This is a genomic window from Vibrio qingdaonensis, assembly GCF_026191675.1.
GTDB classification, from domain to species: Bacteria; Pseudomonadota; Gammaproteobacteria; order Enterobacterales; family Vibrionaceae; genus Vibrio; species Vibrio qingdaonensis.
The window spans coordinates 46,231-60,890 of sequence record NZ_JAKRRY010000028.1 but is presented as its reverse complement, the minus strand read 5'-3'; the positions used below and the strand labels follow the sequence as shown (position 1 = coordinate 60,890).

The window sequence follows — 14,660 nt, the reverse complement described above, 5'->3', positions numbered from 1 at the left end:
TGCCGACCATTAAGTACGGACGACTCCTACAGTAGTTGATAGCTTGGAAGGGTCAGGAAGCTCGCGAATGTCTTTGCTGTTGATAGCTCATAAAAAAGGTCAGCTGTTTCAACAAAGCGGCCAGCAGCATAGCGCGTCTCGCCAACTTCCTGTTTGATAGTGTTGAGTTCTTCATAGAGCCAGCGATGGAATAGTGTTTTGGTGAATACTTGTCCGTCATCTAGCGCTATAGCGTGATGGATCCATTGCCAAAGGTTAGCTCTTGAAATTTCAGCCGTTGCGGCATCTTCCATCAGCCCGTAGATAGGGACGCAACCATGCCCTTGGATCCATGCCTCAATGTAATACACCGCAATTCGAATGTTTTTTCTAACGCCAGCTTCATCTCGGGTTCCGGGACAAGGGGCAAGCAGCTGCTCGGCATCTATCGTATGCGTTGGACTCGGGAAATTAAGTTGGTTCACTTGCCCTTTCAGGTGCTCGTTAAATGTCGACATCGCTAAATCAACTAGAGCTGGATGCGCGACCCAAGTACCATCATGACCATTGAGCGCTTCCCGCTGTTTATCATCAATCACTTTGCGAGTGACGTTTGCCATCTCTAATGGATCTTTTGATGGGATAAAGGCGGACATACCTCCCATGGCGAGCGCACCTCTGGTGTGGCAAGTTCGCACTAATAGTTGGCTATAGGCCTTAAGAAAGGATTGATCCATTCCAATGCCATGTCGGTCGGGTAGAATTCTGTCTGCATGGTTTTTAAGTGTTTTGATATAGCTAAAGATGTAGTCCCAACGTCCACAGTTCATCGCAACAATATGCTGGCGCATGACATAGAGTATTTCATCCATTTGGAATACCGCGGGTAAGGTTTCAATAAGTACTGTGGCGCGAATGGTCCCTGTAGGTACATTAAAATAACGCTCTGTGAAGCAAAATATGTCCTCCCACCACTGAGCTTCTTCCATGGTCTCTAGCTTAGGAAGATAGTAATACACACCTTGGCCTTTTGCTGCGCGTGCTTGATAGTTATGGAAGAAATACAGGGCAAAATCCATTAAGCAGCCTGGGATCGCTTGGTGCTTAAATTGAATCGATTTCTCAGGTAAATGCAAACCTCGAGGGCGAGCAATGAGCAAAGCTGGGTCGGCGTCCAATGTGTAGTTTTTTGCTTTACTTTGATCGTAATAATTGATTGTTCCTAAATTGGCGTCACGCAGATTGATTTGGCCCTCAACCATATTTTCCCATGTGGGTGACGACGCATCTTCAAAGCAGCACATAAAGACTTTGGCGCCTGAGTTAAGGGCATTGATCACCATTTTTCGCTCAACGGGTCCGGTAATTTCAACGCGACGATCAAGCAAATCCTGAGGTGGCGGAGCGATCTGCCAAGTTTTATCATCACGAATGGCCTTGGTGTCAGTTCGAAAATCAGGCGTAGCCCCTTGATCATATTGCGCTTGTATAGCGTCTCGCTGCTGAAGTAGCGCATCACGTCGTTCGCCAAATTTATCGACTAACGAGGATAAGAAGCACAACGCTTCATCCGACAAAATATCTTTATATCCTTGTGGTTGGGTTGTACCAACGATTTGGATACTGTGCATTGTTATTTCTTCCTTCGCGTCATTCATTGTCATTGCTCGTCTCCTTTAAACAATGTCTTTTGATTTTGTATACAAAAGTACATTAATTAATCTACTTATATTTTAATTTGTGTGAACAATCAAAGGGTATTTAACAATTATTTTTCATTAGAAAAACAGTAAAAATATTTTCATGTGAAGATATTTAATATAAAGCTAGTGTTGATGTGGAGTATGGAGTTAGTGGTTACTTAGTGTATAAGCTCTATGTTGCAAAAATGTACAATTTTAGCTTGCGATATCTCCAATATGATTCATAGTACACAAAACGAAGTTGAATTGTATACAATCCGAATTGGAGAGCAACATGGCGAAGATGAAAGCAATTGAAGCGGCGGTAGAAGTATTAAGACGAGAAGGGGTAAACATCGCCTTTGGTGTTCCGGGTGCAGCAATAAACCCTATGTATGCAGCAATGAACAAACTTGGTGGTATTGATCATATCTTGGCGCGACACGTAGAGGGAGCGTCTCATATGGCAGAGGGTTATACGCGAACTGAACAAGGTAATATTGGTGTTTGTATTGGTACATCTGGCCCCGCAGGTACCGATATGATCACCGGGCTCTATTCCGCGTCTGCAGATTCCATTCCTATTTTGTGTATTACTGGGCAAGCCCCGCGAGCGCGTCTACACAAAGAAGATTTTCAGGCGGTTGATATTGAGTCGATAGCGAAACCTGTCACCAAGTGGTGTACAACGGTTCTCGAACCAGCGCAGGTTCCCCGTGCTTTCCAGCAAGCTTTTCATTTAATGCGGTCAGGGAGACCGGGTCCGGTATTAATTGACTTACCATTGGATGTTCAGTTGGCTGAAATCGAATTTGATATTGATACTTACGAGCCTTTGACACCTTATAAACCCGTCGCGACCCGTCCGCAGATTGAAAAAGCCATGGAGATGATGTGTGCATCATCCAATCCTCTGATTGTATCAGGCGGTGGTGTTATCAATGCGGGCGCTTCTGAGTTGCTGCAACAGTTTGCTGAAATTACCGGAGTACCTGTTATTCCAACGCTAATGGGATGGGGGTCTATTCCGGATGATCATGAGTTAATGGCAGGCATGGTGGGCTTGCAAACCGCCCACCGTTACGGCAACGAAACCATGCTGGCTTCGGATTTTGTCTTTGGTGTCGGTAACCGATTTGCTAACCGTCACACTGGATCAGTTGATGTCTATACCGAAGGCCGAAAGTTTGTTCATGTTGATATAGAGCCAACCCAAATCGGCCGAGTGTTTTGTCCGGATCTAGGTATTGTCTCCGATGCTAAAGCTGCACTTGAGCTGATGGTGGAAGTGGCACGCGAATGGCGCGACGCCGGAAGATTGCCAGATCGAAATCAGTGGGTGAGCGAATGCCAGCAACGTAAAGCAACCCTATTACGTAAAACGCATTATACCGAAGTACCCATTAAACCAATGCGTGTCTATGAAGAAATGAATAAAGTCTTTGGCCGTGATACGTGTTATGTCAGCACTATTGGTCTATCTCAGATTGCTGCGACTCAGTTTCTGCATGTGTATAAACCTCGTCATTGGATTAATTGTGGGCAAGCGGGTCCTCTAGGCTGGACTGCACCAGCGGCTCTGGGTGTCAAAGCGGCGGATCCGAATCGAGATGTTGTGGCTATTTCGGGCGACTATGACTTTCAGTTCATGATGGAGGAGTTAGCGGTAGGAGCGCAGTTCAACTTGCCTTACATCCATGTGTTGGTGAACAACTCGTATTTAGGGCTAATTCGTCAAGCACAGCGACAGTTTGATATTGATTACTGTGTTCAACTCGCTTTTGAAAACCAGAATGCACCAGAGCTGAATGGCTATGGTGTGGATCATGTCACTGTGGTTCAGGGGCTTGGCTGTAAGGCAATACGAGTCACTGACCCAGAACAAATGCAAGACGCATTTTTGCAAGCGAAAGAACTGATGAAAACGCATAAGGTTCCGGTGGTGGTTGAGGTGATATTAGAGCGTGTTACCAATATTGCGATGGGCGTAGAAATTAACGCCATTAATGAGTTTGAAGCGCTATCTGAATCCATTGACGATGCACCAACAGCATTGCCACGCCACCAATAATATGGTGGCAATTAATTAACAATCTTTGAGGACAAGAGAATGCCAAAATTTGCTGCTAACTTATCGATGCTGTTTACCGAATTGGATTTTATGGCGCGTTTTTCTGCCGCATCTGACGCTGGATTTCACGGGGTTGAATACTTATTCCCTTACGCAGAGTCTGCCAACGATATTAAGCATCAGCTTGATAAGAACCACTTAGAGCAAGTGCTATTTAATCTGCCGGCAGGTCACTGGGATGCGGGTGATAGAGGAGTCGCGGTTGACCCGAGTCGAATCGCTGAGTTTCGAGAAGGCGTGCCAACTGCAATAGAGTACGCCAAAGTATTGGGTTGTAAACAAGTGAATTGTTTAGCCGGTATTGTGCCTGATGGCGTGACGACAGAGCAGGCGCAAGCCACGTTTGTGAGCAATTTACGCTTTGCTGCACACGCGTTAGAAAAGGAAGGTATCTCCCTGGTGATAGAAGCGATTAATACTCGTGACATTCCCGGTTTTTTCTTAACTACGACAGCGCAAGCTAACGCCATTATAGAAGAAGTCGGTAGTGATAACCTTAATTTGCAATATGACATTTATCATATGCAGATTATGGAAGGGGATTTAGCGCCGACAATTCAGAAGAATCTAGGGCAGATTGCTCATATTCAGCTTGCAGATAACCCAGGCCGACACGAGCCGGGTACAGGTGAAATCAACTACACCTACTTACTCAATTATCTTGATGACATTGGTTATCAAGGCTGGGTTGGTTGTGAATATAAACCTCAAACCACTACCCAAGCAGGCTTAAATTGGCTGAATGAATATCGCTAGGTTGGAATTAGAGAATACGACGACGTTAAGGAGAACATAGTATGAAAGTTGCATTTATTGGAACAGGAATCATGGGTAAACCCATGGCCGAAAATCTGCAAAAAGCAGGGTACAAATTGATTTTTTCTGATCACTTCAATGCGCCGCCTGCAGAGCTTGTTGCCGCAGGTGCACAAGTTTGTCACTCCCCAAAAGAAGCGACGCTATTGGCCGATGTGGTCATCATTATGGTGCCCAATACGCCGCAAGTGGAAGCCGTACTGTTTGATGATGATGGCGTGGAGCAGGGTCTGGCACAAAGTCGTGATAAAAAACTGGTTATTGATATGAGCTCCATCTCGCCAATGGCGACCAAATCCATAGCTAAGCGCGTTAAAGAAAGTGGCGCGCAATATTTGGATGCGCCCGTGTCTGGCGGAGAAGTGGGCGCAATCAATGGTACGTTAAGCATTATGGTTGGCGGCGAACAAGCCGCATTTGATGCCGCACGCCCGCTGTTTGAAGTGATGGGAAAAAATATTACCTTGGTTGGGGATAATGGGGCAGGCCAAACATGCAAAGTCGCCAACCAAATTATTGTCGCACTTAACATTGAAGCGGTCTCTGAAGCGTTGGTGTTTGCATCTAAAGCTGGCGCGGATCCAGCACGAGTGCGCCAAGCTCTACTTGGTGGTTTTGCCAGCTCTAAAATTTTAGAGGTGCATGGTGAGCGAATGGTGGAAGGCACCTTTAATCCAGGCTTCAAAATTGCGCTACACCAAAAAGACCTTAACCTTGCTTTGACCGGAGCAGAAGAGCTACAAGTTGCGCTTCCCAATACCCAGACGGCATTAACGCTATTTGATGAATGTGCCGCAATGGGAGGGCAAGAGTGGGATCACTCCGCACTGATTAAAGCAATAGAGCAACGCTCTGACCATGATATTCGTCGTTAAGAGTAACGACACATCCGTTCCGCACGCGCCCTTATCTCTTAGTAGAGTTTGAGTATAAGGGTTTCAATCGCGTAGTTTCGTCTCCTTTTATACGCGTTCCCGTTACTGCTTAATCAATAGTGACATGCCTTTAATGCAAAGGCATTTACGTCAACAGGCATTGATCTTAGTGGTGACGGGATTTTTTCGTTCACCCATCTAGGTGTCTATTTTCTTACTTGAATCGGTGTTGGTGATAATTTGATGGCAAATGCTACGGCGCGTTGATGTAGAGGATACGGTTTATATCTCTTGGATTTCTGCGACTAAATCATTACCATGAAACATGAATAATCGGTATGCAGGAAAAGCAATGTCACGGATAAGACGAAAGAATCAAGATTTGATCATCGAAGTTGCCAGTGAGCAGTTTGCCACACATGGCTATGCTGCAACCACGATGGCAGATATTGCCAAAGCTGCCGACATTCCTAAGCCCAATGTTTTCTATTATTTTAGCTCTAAAGACAAATTGTATTGTGCGGTATTAGAAACCGTCACCCAGCCCTTGTTGGAAGCTTCTCGTCCTATTGAAGAGTTAGATAATCCTGTTGAAGCATTAAGCCAATACATTCGAACTAAGTTAACCATTTCACGCGATCATTCACACGCTTCACGCGTCTTTGCCAGTGAGGTGATGTCTGGTGCAAAAGTGTTACCAGAAGGTATTCGAGATCAGCTTTTCAAACAATCACAGATGATCATCAATAAATTCTCCGCTTGGACCGAGCAAGGTCTAATGGAGCGCGTCCCTCCTCATCACCTAATGTTCACGATATGGGCTGCCACGCAAACGTACGCGGACTTTAGCTGGCAAATCGGCAGTGTTATGGATAAGCCGACGCTCAGTGATGAAGACTATGAACAAGCTGCCTCATTTTTAACGCAATTGGTGATTCAAGGGTGTGGCGTGAAAACGCTAATCGCGAGTGATGTAGAAGGATAATAAAGATGAATGACCTGAATACGGTCATTTTTATCTCATTCAATAGATAGCCTAGTCTGGGATAGCAACTGGCTGATCGCAAATCGCCACCACCTCTTAATCGAAACGTAGAAAATGGAAGTAAAAGTGCAGCGAAAAAGGTGTAGAGGCATGTTTGCAACTCGGTTGGCTTGCGTGTTTGTTTTCGGTGTGAGATTCCAAGAAAAAAAATAAACTAGACGACGTGGCTAGTTATAATTGGGATACGAGCGAAAATTATCATTACAGAGGGATTTTGACGAGATACGTACTAATTGATTCTGCCTACTTTTTGCCAAGATTATTAGGTCTAATGTAATGCTTATATTCAAACGCATTGAACGATTATTCTCATAATAACAGTGCTCTACCATGCCGATAAGTAGGTAATTCCCATCTTGTTCTACGATGGCTTTTCTGCTTCACGTTGAGTTTATCAAGTCCCTGTTTATTAGCAGAAGCGTATGTGTTAATCATTTGGATATCACTGGTTCGGTTCTTGTGATTATAGGAACCTCAAAGTGTTTTATCATCAATGCCGACAACTTCACCGTTTGTAAGAGTATATACTCGACATCCAGTTAATAAAGCATTCATGAAACGGTTAAGGTTCGATTCTAGAAACGATACGATCGATAGTGTAAGCCGCAGATATCGCCTTGATGAACTGGAAGCTAGAAAAACGACTGAAAAGAAATAGCCAGTGTAAATGTGTAATTCAATTTAATTGATTTCGGTAATGTATTTTGCTTGTCTGTTGTTAGTTTTTATTAAAAAACAGTTAAAGTAACAGAGTGTTATTAAAGGGATTTATTATTCTGTCGTTTGTATATCGGTGTGTTTAATTAAATTAAACAGGAGGATATATAGAATGATATGTTTATTATTAGTGAGGAAGTACGATCCGTACGGTAAATAGAATTATTATTATACTTCTTGCTTTATAAAGCCAAGTGCTTAATATTAAATGTGTCAATATATCTTGTTGTCTATTTGCTGTTCTATATTTTAGGGAATCGAATGTTGTTCAAGTTTCGGAAAAAAAACATGGATATGGATAAATCCATGAACGACGAAGTAATAAAAGTTGTTAATCTTGATGTGGTATCGTTGTCGTCATTGGATGTAAGTGATTTTTTGTTTAATGGTAACAAGCCGGTTTTAGGCGTTGGCTTTGTTCCTCATGGCCATGATCTTGGTCATCTCCATCGTGCGCTCAGTCGCATCGTGGATGGACCTTTGATTCTTACCTCAACGGCGGGCGAATTATCTTCTAGTCATGATAACTTGTATTTAGACACAGGTCAGACCAAAACAATGGTACTTCAACTTTTTTCAGCAGATCTTGTTGATACGGTTGATACCCATACCGTGCCACTACCTTGTGATGATATTCAACGTGGCATTAGCCATGCGCAGCCATCAGCTCGTGTTCTGGAAATCGGAAAGCATTTAGACAGCCTTCAGCTAGCGTTTCCACTGGATCCTCGAGATTGTTTTTCAATGACGCTCGTAAATGGGCTGACAAACAGTGAAAATTGGCTTATGGAAGCGGTGTATCAATCGGGGAAATTCCCAGTCCCCTTTGTTGGTGGCACCTCCGCAGGAAGCTTGAACTTTGATAGTGCGCCTTTTCATGATGGAACATCAGTGCGTCATCAGCACGCTTTGTTGTGCTTTATTAAGCTCAACCCTGAGTATCAATTCCAGTTATTTAAAACACAAAACTTTGAGCCAGTAGGGCGCTCTTGGTTAATTGGTGATGCTAATCCGTCTTTGCGTTACGTGACTGGTGTATTGTCTGCGACAACTATGGAAATACAAGGTTTTCTCAACGAGCTCGCGACTCATTTTCGTTGTCGTGTCGATCAGGTTGAACAGTCTTTATCGGATTATACCTTTGCGGTAAAAGTGCAGGGTGAGTATTTTGTACGTTCGGTTGCTAATATTGATGTATCGGAAGGCAAAGTACATTTTTATTGTGATACACCATTAGGAACGGAACTGCACTTAATGCGAAAGACAGCGTTTGTTGAACAAACGAATAAAGATTTTGTTAGACAGTTAATTAATGAAGATAAGTTGGTGGGTGGTATTTTATTCGACTGTATCCTGAGGCGATTAAATAATAGCCAGGAACTGAATGACCTCAGTAACTTTAACAGGCTTCCTGTTGCGGGCTTTTCTACCTTTGGTGAGCTGTTTGGGGTAAATATTAATGAAACCTTGAGTGCCATTTTCTTTAGTCGGCGTAGGGAAGACGTGGAGCAAGCTCACGGTCAGTTTGTTACCGATTATGCCTCTTACGCCAATTACTTCTCACAACTTAAGTTACGCTCCAATGAACTGATGATGCGCATTCAAGAACGCTCACTCACAGATTCCATCAAGGCGATGAGTGTGGCGAATAAATCCAGCGAACTGACTCAAAACTCCATTAGTTACATTGACCACATTGGTAGTAATTCTTCGGCGCTGTCGGCCGATACCAATCAATTTAGTGGCACCGTGCGATCACTAGAAAGCGAAGTGTCTGCGTTGCAACAAAATATTATGTCAGTGGAGAAAGAAGCAGAAAGTCTGCGCAGTGTATTGTCGATCATTGATAAAATTGCCGATCAGACTAACCTGTTAGCGCTTAATGCCAGTATTGAGGCCGCAAGGGCTGGTGAGTATGGTCGTGGCTTTGCCGTGGTTGCCGATGAAGTGCGTAATTTGGCGAAAAGCACCCAGCAGTCATTGGATAATTCTCGCTCAAGCGTCAATGCTCTATTTGAGCAAATGGACACTATTGCCGATGTGGTAAAGACCGTAGGCAAGCATATGCACGACGCGACAGAAAAAACCGAATCGATCGCGGGGGCTATTCAAGACATCGATGGCCTAGCCCGTGATACCAACCGACTGCTCGAAAATAGCCATAACATCTCAAGCGAACTGCAACAGATGGAAGCAAGAGCACAGCAACACCAGCAAGATGTGGAAACTATTCGTAATCAAGTGGGTTAGTGTCTTACTACAATAGGCCAGCACGCCGGTTGCGGCGTGTTTGTCTTCGGAGTGGGATTATAAATTTGAAAAATAAACGAGGTAATGGGGGCTAGTTATAACGGTCAACACGGTTGTACTGACCGCTATCATGCTAAGCGAATCGCGAGGGTGCACGACACAGGGACATGATGATGCCAAAGCAGATGCCCTGCGTGATCATAGCGGTGCCACCATAACTAAAGAAAGGCAGTGGACTGCCCATGACGGGGAGTAAGCCACTAACCATACCAGTGTTAATAAAAGCGTAGAGAAAAAAGCTTAACGCTAACGAGCCACAAACCAGTCTGCCAAAGGCATGATGACAGTGGCACGAGATCCACAGTGTGCGCAGCGTAATAAAGAGATACAAAGACAACAGTAGTACGCAGCCGACGAATCCCCACTCTTCCGCATAGGAAGAAAAAATAAAGTCGGTATGGCTTTCGGGAATAAACCCCAGTGCGCTTTGCGTGGCATTCGCCCAACCCTTACCTGTTATCCCACCAGATCCAATGGCAATATGGGATTGGATGATTTGATAACCCGCCCCCAAAGGGTCACTTTCTGGATTCAGAAATTGCAGGATTCTTTTCTTCTGATAGGTCTCAATGACGAAGAACCATAGCAGTGGAATGAGAGTGGCAATTAAGCCAACAAAGCCGCCAATAATCTTCCAACTCATGCCTGCAAAATACAGCACAAACAGCATGTAAATGACGCCAAAAATGGCGCCGTCGAGATCCGGTTGAACAAAGATCAATCCGGTCGGGATGGCGGTAAGTAACAGTGCGTAGCAAATTCTGGCGCCAGTTGGGCGCTCACCATCTCTTTGTATAAACCAAGCCACCATCATAGGGATGGCCAGCTTAACTAATTCGGAGGGCTGGAAGCGAAAGCCTGCGATAGACAGCCAGCGCTGAGAGCCATTTGTGCTGTCGCCAGCGAACACCACCGCTACGAGCAAGCTCACGGTGACTAAATATAAGTAAGGTGAAAAGCGACGATATTGTTTCGCGGGGATGGCCGACATAATGACAATACACGCTAACGAAATAACGCATCGAATGAGGTGGTTAGTAATCACAGACTCACTGAATCCACTGGCGCTCCATATGGTGATGGTGCTAAGTAGCATGAGCGCCAAAATGGCCATTACAATGGATAAATCAAGCTGAGGGAACAGGTACTTTTTCAATTTATTGCCCGGTGAAGTGGCGCAGAATATGGCCACAACTATCAAGTTGAGTATTGAATCAGTCGACTTTGGGTTAGGCTGATTCATTTACGGTTTACGGTTTAGGGGAGTTATCGTGAGGCTGCTATTGGCCTCACGAGTTAACGGTATAAGTAAGCGAATAGTCTGCGCATTGGTTTTGTCTCACTACACTAATTTTTTTTCATCGCTTGCTTGAACCCGCGAATTGCGTGACGAGCTCGCCAAGTGAGAAAGGTAAAAATGGCAGCGCACAAGGTAATGATAGGGGCTGCCATTAGTGCCATGGTTGTGAAACGGCTGATGGGTTCTGGTAATGATGGTAAGAGAAATCCTACACCGGCTAATAGCCCAACCCACAAGGTGGCACTGAGCCAGGAAAAGTAATGGAATCGTGGTGTTTCTTGGACGCGCATTCCCATGACCATAGGAACCAATGAACGCACGCAAGGAATAAAGCGAGCACTAAATAACGCCACTAAACCATGCCGACAGAGTAGGTTGTCGACCATTCGCATATTGCTTTCTGGCACTTTTGCCAACCAACCTTTTACGATAGGCAGTTTGTTTAGCCAACGTCCTTGCAAGTAGGCTAACCAGCTGCCTACCGCTGCCGCGATAATGAGTAGCGAAAACGCCGTAACAGGATTGAGTACCCCCACAGCAGAGAGCGTTCCAACCAAGACCACCACGCTGTCACATGGCAGAGGCGCTGCGGGCAAAAAGCTGCTTTCTAGTGCGATAAAAAAAGTCACGAGAACGTAAATAAGGATCGCGCTTTCTGGCGCGAGTAACGCGTTAAAGTCTTGATGCCAAAGGGCAATCAAGACGTCTTGGGTAGCTTCAAACATAGTTGCTCCAATGAACCGACAATAAAATTAAGGGTTATAGTAGAAAAATGAAGCGGTTAACGTGAATGAATAAAACGAAATTGTAGGTTGGTATCTTGCCAGCCCGCGAGCCGGCTGTTTTCAAAAAAAAGATAACTGCGTGGGGTGAAGTGAGTGAATTGATAACTCGCGGTAAATAGAGCTATCGCTGACATCATCATTGGCCACGGAAGCGTTGCTTTGGTATGCGGTTGTGCTTTTTGCTGTGCAACGCGAAGAGTTGAGCTACGCAGCAGTTGGGTACTGTTGTCGATATGAGGCGCGCGCTCAGGGCTGACAGTCGTGATTGGATGCAAAGAAACCCTAGGTTCACTGATATCGGCAATATAGCTAAATAACACTATCGTCGTGCATAGCGATACTGTAAAAAGTGCCAAGATAAAAGGGAATGTCTCGAGTCGTCGTTGCACGCTAAGCGCCTAATAAGGGAATCTGCTTATATGTACTGCTAACTTCGAAAAAAAGCAATCTTTCTTATCTTAGCGTGACTACGCATCATTTATGTGTATCGGTTCTGAGGGGTAAAATGAAAATGATGAGAGAGACTGACACGATGATTGCGTGGTTCTGTTGGCGATTAAGTGCGTAAAATATGGGGTGGGAAGTCATGACAAATGAGGGCATTGAATCGATAGTTCAAAACACGGCCCACATAATTTTATATTTTATAAAATCAGCAATTGGGTCGGTTGGGCTCAGAATATGAACCTATATTCTGATTTGTTAATTAAATGTTTCATCCTTCTATTGAAGACTCTAATTTGAGATGGGAACCGCGATGCATGATGGCATGGCGATAACATCAATATAAACAAGAGAAACCAATAGATGGAACTAAATAAACTCACAGTGGCACTGGTAGCATCCTGCACAGGGTTCTACGCACAGGCGGATAGTGCGCCAATTTCTCAAACGGTCGAGATTAACCCCTATCACTCCCATGAATCTCATTCGCAAGAAACTCATTCACAAGACGCTTCCGTAGACGTAGGGCCTTCGCCAAAACGGTCGGAATCGAACGATCTCACTCCGGCCTTAGACGCATCGCCCAGGGTCATGACGTTTAGTCAGCAAGCCGTGGTAGAGTGTGATGTTTCTGGGTTTGCTACGACCAATACTAATACCCTGATTTCTCAAATCACCTCGCAAGGGGCGGAGTGTGTCAATGATTTGTTCGCCGCCGACAGCGCCACTCAAGTCACCGCCTTTGATTCTAATAACATGTACTACGTTGCAAAACATGCGACAGAGTTGTCTCGAGCCTATCAAGGTGGCGGCAGCGATGAACTGGAAGCGTTATTCCTTTACTTACGTGCGGGCTATTATGCGGAGTTTTACAATGACGGTGTGAGCTTGCTTTCATGGGTCACAAGCGCAGTGAAAGAGGCGGTGGATACCTTTGTGGCGAATGAGCATTTTTATGATAGTAATGACGCGCACGGCAAAGTGCTTGGTGAGGTCATTACCACCATGGACAGTGCAACGTTGCAACACGAGTATTTGGATGTGATCAACCAATGGCTGTTGCGCTGGAATGGCGACTATGAGCAGCACTGGAATATGCGTGGTGCGGTCAACGGTATCTTTACGCTTTTGTATCGTGGGCAGTGGAACAACGGGTTTAAAGTGGCTATCGCAAAACGTGATGACTTAGTTAAAAATTTAAGCGCGTTTGCCAAAGACGCCACAAAGCTGGGGTCAAATTCAGAGTTTATGGCGGTGAATGCGGGAAGAGAGCTCGCGCGTATGACCCAGTATACCAATACTCAGATTGAACCACTTGTCACAACGGAACTATCGACCTTATTTACTCAGTACTCTATGTACGGCACGGGAGATGCGGTGTGGTTAGCGGCCGCCGATGTTGCGAGCTATTATTCGGATTGTGCCAACTTTGGGATTTGCGGCTTTGAGGCAGAACTGAAGGGCTTGGTACTGAGTCAGACCTATACGTGTAGCGATACGATTCGAATATTGTCTCAAGATCTTACGGCCATTCAACAGCAGGCAGCCTGTGACAAAATGGGCTTTGAAGAAACCTATTTTCATGGTGAGTTACAGACGGGTAATCAGCCAGTGGCGGATGACCACAATACGCAGCTTCAAGTGAATATCTTTAATTCTAGTGATGACTATCGAAAATACGCGGGGCCTATTTTTGATATTGATACCAATAATGGTGGTATGTACCTAGAAGGCGATCCGTCTATCGTTGGTAATGTGCCAAATTTCGTAGCCTACGAGGCAAGTTATGCCAATCCGGATCACTTTATTTGGAACTTGGAACATGAGTATGTTCACTATCTAGATGGCCGTTTTGATATGTACGGCAACTTTACTACTCCAACAGAAAAAGTGGTGTGGTGGAGTGAAGGGGTGGCGGAATATATCTCTAAGGAAAATGATAACCAAGCCGCGCTGGATACCATTGAGGATGGGACACATTTCACTCTAAAAGAGATATTCGAGACGACGTATGATGGCTTTGACGTTGACCGAATTTATCGTTGGGGCTATTTAGCCGTAAGGTTTATGTTTGAAAAACATGAGGCGGAACTGGCAAACATGCTAGTTGAAACGCGTCGTGGGGATTGGGCAGCCTACAAAGCGCACACAGAGCAATGGGCCACCCAATATCAATCTGAATTTGAACAGTGGACACAACAGTTAGTCGGCGGCATGTTATTACCACAAGTGTGTGATGGTAGTAATGCAGTCAGTGATGGCCGTGTTACGGCTGGTGAGCCTATTTGTTTATCCTCCTCTGCACCATTATGGCTGAGTATCGAAGGGGTGAATGCGGTATCTAACATCGCGATTTCTACCGCACATGGTAGTGGTGATTTAACGCTGTCATACAGCAATGGCGGATGGCCGACAGGGGATGCGAGTGATGTTGTGTCTAGCAATATCGGCAATGGCGAGTGTATTGTACTTAGCGCTCAAAGTGACTACTGGGGTTACATTAAGGTCGCGGGTGAATACAGTGATGCTACGCTAGTGGTTGATTTTGATGCGACGACGTGTCGTCGATAAAAATA

General features: G+C 44.9%; 9 protein-coding genes and 1 pseudogene. 6 read left to right on the top strand and 4 right to left on the bottom strand.

The window, feature by feature from the left end:
* Positions 1-26 precede the first annotated feature (26 nt).
* Positions 27-1,643, bottom strand: coding sequence for a malate synthase A (gene aceB / locus MD535_RS18360; protein ID WP_265676504.1), 1,617 nt, complete (start codon positions 1,641-1,643; stop codon positions 27-29).
* Between the two features lie 313 nt (positions 1,644-1,956).
* Between aceB and gcl the strand changes: the two genes are divergently transcribed.
* From gcl to MD535_RS18335, 5 genes and pseudogenes are all read left to right on the top strand, one after another.
* A complete protein-coding gene (gene gcl / locus MD535_RS18355) occupies positions 1,957-3,732 on the top strand; it encodes a glyoxylate carboligase (protein ID WP_265676503.1) in 1,776 nt (591 codons plus the stop codon).
* Positions 3,733-3,771: 39 nt separating this feature from the next.
* The gene (gene hyi / locus MD535_RS18350; protein ID WP_265676502.1) at positions 3,772-4,548 is read left to right on the top strand and encodes a hydroxypyruvate isomerase; all 777 of its coding nucleotides are present in this window, start codon (positions 3,772-3,774) and stop codon (positions 4,546-4,548) included.
* 41 nt (positions 4,549-4,589) lie between these two features.
* Entirely contained in the window at positions 4,590-5,483 is an 894-nt protein-coding gene (locus MD535_RS18345) for a 2-hydroxy-3-oxopropionate reductase (protein WP_265676501.1), read from the top strand.
* Between the two features lie 352 nt (positions 5,484-5,835).
* Positions 5,836-6,468 (top strand): TetR/AcrR family transcriptional regulator, encoded by a 633-nt coding sequence (locus tag MD535_RS18340; protein ID WP_265676500.1) that lies wholly within the window; start codon positions 5,836-5,838, stop codon positions 6,466-6,468.
* 1,065 nt (positions 6,469-7,533) lie between these two features.
* A pseudogene (locus MD535_RS18335) lies at positions 7,534-9,420 on the top strand (methyl-accepting chemotaxis protein); the annotation flags it as partial.
* Positions 9,421-9,628: 208 nt separating this feature from the next.
* Here MD535_RS18335 and rodA read toward each other — a convergent pair.
* The 3 genes from rodA to MD535_RS18320 all read right to left on the bottom strand — a co-directional run bounded on the left by rodA (position 9,629) and on the right by MD535_RS18320 (position 12,029).
* The gene (gene rodA, locus MD535_RS18330) at positions 9,629-10,711 is read right to left on the bottom strand and encodes a rod shape-determining protein RodA (RefSeq protein WP_265676512.1); all 1,083 of its coding nucleotides are present in this window, start codon (positions 10,709-10,711) and stop codon (positions 9,629-9,631) included.
* Between the two features lie 191 nt (positions 10,712-10,902).
* Positions 10,903-11,580, bottom strand: coding sequence for a DedA family protein (locus MD535_RS18325; RefSeq protein WP_265676498.1), 678 nt, complete (start codon positions 11,578-11,580; stop codon positions 10,903-10,905).
* A 56-nt stretch (positions 11,581-11,636) separates the two neighbouring features.
* Complete coding sequence (locus MD535_RS18320; RefSeq protein ID WP_265676497.1) at positions 11,637-12,029, bottom strand: hypothetical protein; 393 nt, start codon at positions 12,027-12,029, stop codon at positions 11,637-11,639.
* Between the two features lie 418 nt (positions 12,030-12,447).
* Between MD535_RS18320 and MD535_RS18315 the strand changes: the two genes are divergently transcribed.
* On the top strand, positions 12,448-14,655 hold the full coding sequence (locus MD535_RS18315; protein WP_265676496.1) for a collagenase: 2,208 nt from the start codon (positions 12,448-12,450) through the stop codon (positions 14,653-14,655).
* Positions 14,656-14,660 lie beyond the last annotated feature (5 nt).

Coding starts and splice junctions, on each gene's coding strand:
- aceB (WP_265676504.1), bottom strand. CDS start 1,643: ATGACAATGAATGACGCGAAGGAAGAAATAACAATGCACAGTATCCAA.
- gcl (WP_265676503.1), top strand. CDS start 1,957: ATGGCGAAGATGAAAGCAATTGAAGCGGCGGTAGAAGTATTAAGACGA.
- hyi (WP_265676502.1), top strand. CDS start 3,772: ATGCCAAAATTTGCTGCTAACTTATCGATGCTGTTTACCGAATTGGAT.
- MD535_RS18345 (WP_265676501.1), top strand. CDS start 4,590: ATGAAAGTTGCATTTATTGGAACAGGAATCATGGGTAAACCCATGGCC.
- MD535_RS18340 (WP_265676500.1), top strand. CDS start 5,836: ATGTCACGGATAAGACGAAAGAATCAAGATTTGATCATCGAAGTTGCC.
- MD535_RS18325 (WP_265676498.1), bottom strand. CDS start 11,580: ATGTTTGAAGCTACCCAAGACGTCTTGATTGCCCTTTGGCATCAAGAC.
- MD535_RS18315 (WP_265676496.1), top strand. CDS start 12,448: ATGGAACTAAATAAACTCACAGTGGCACTGGTAGCATCCTGCACAGGG.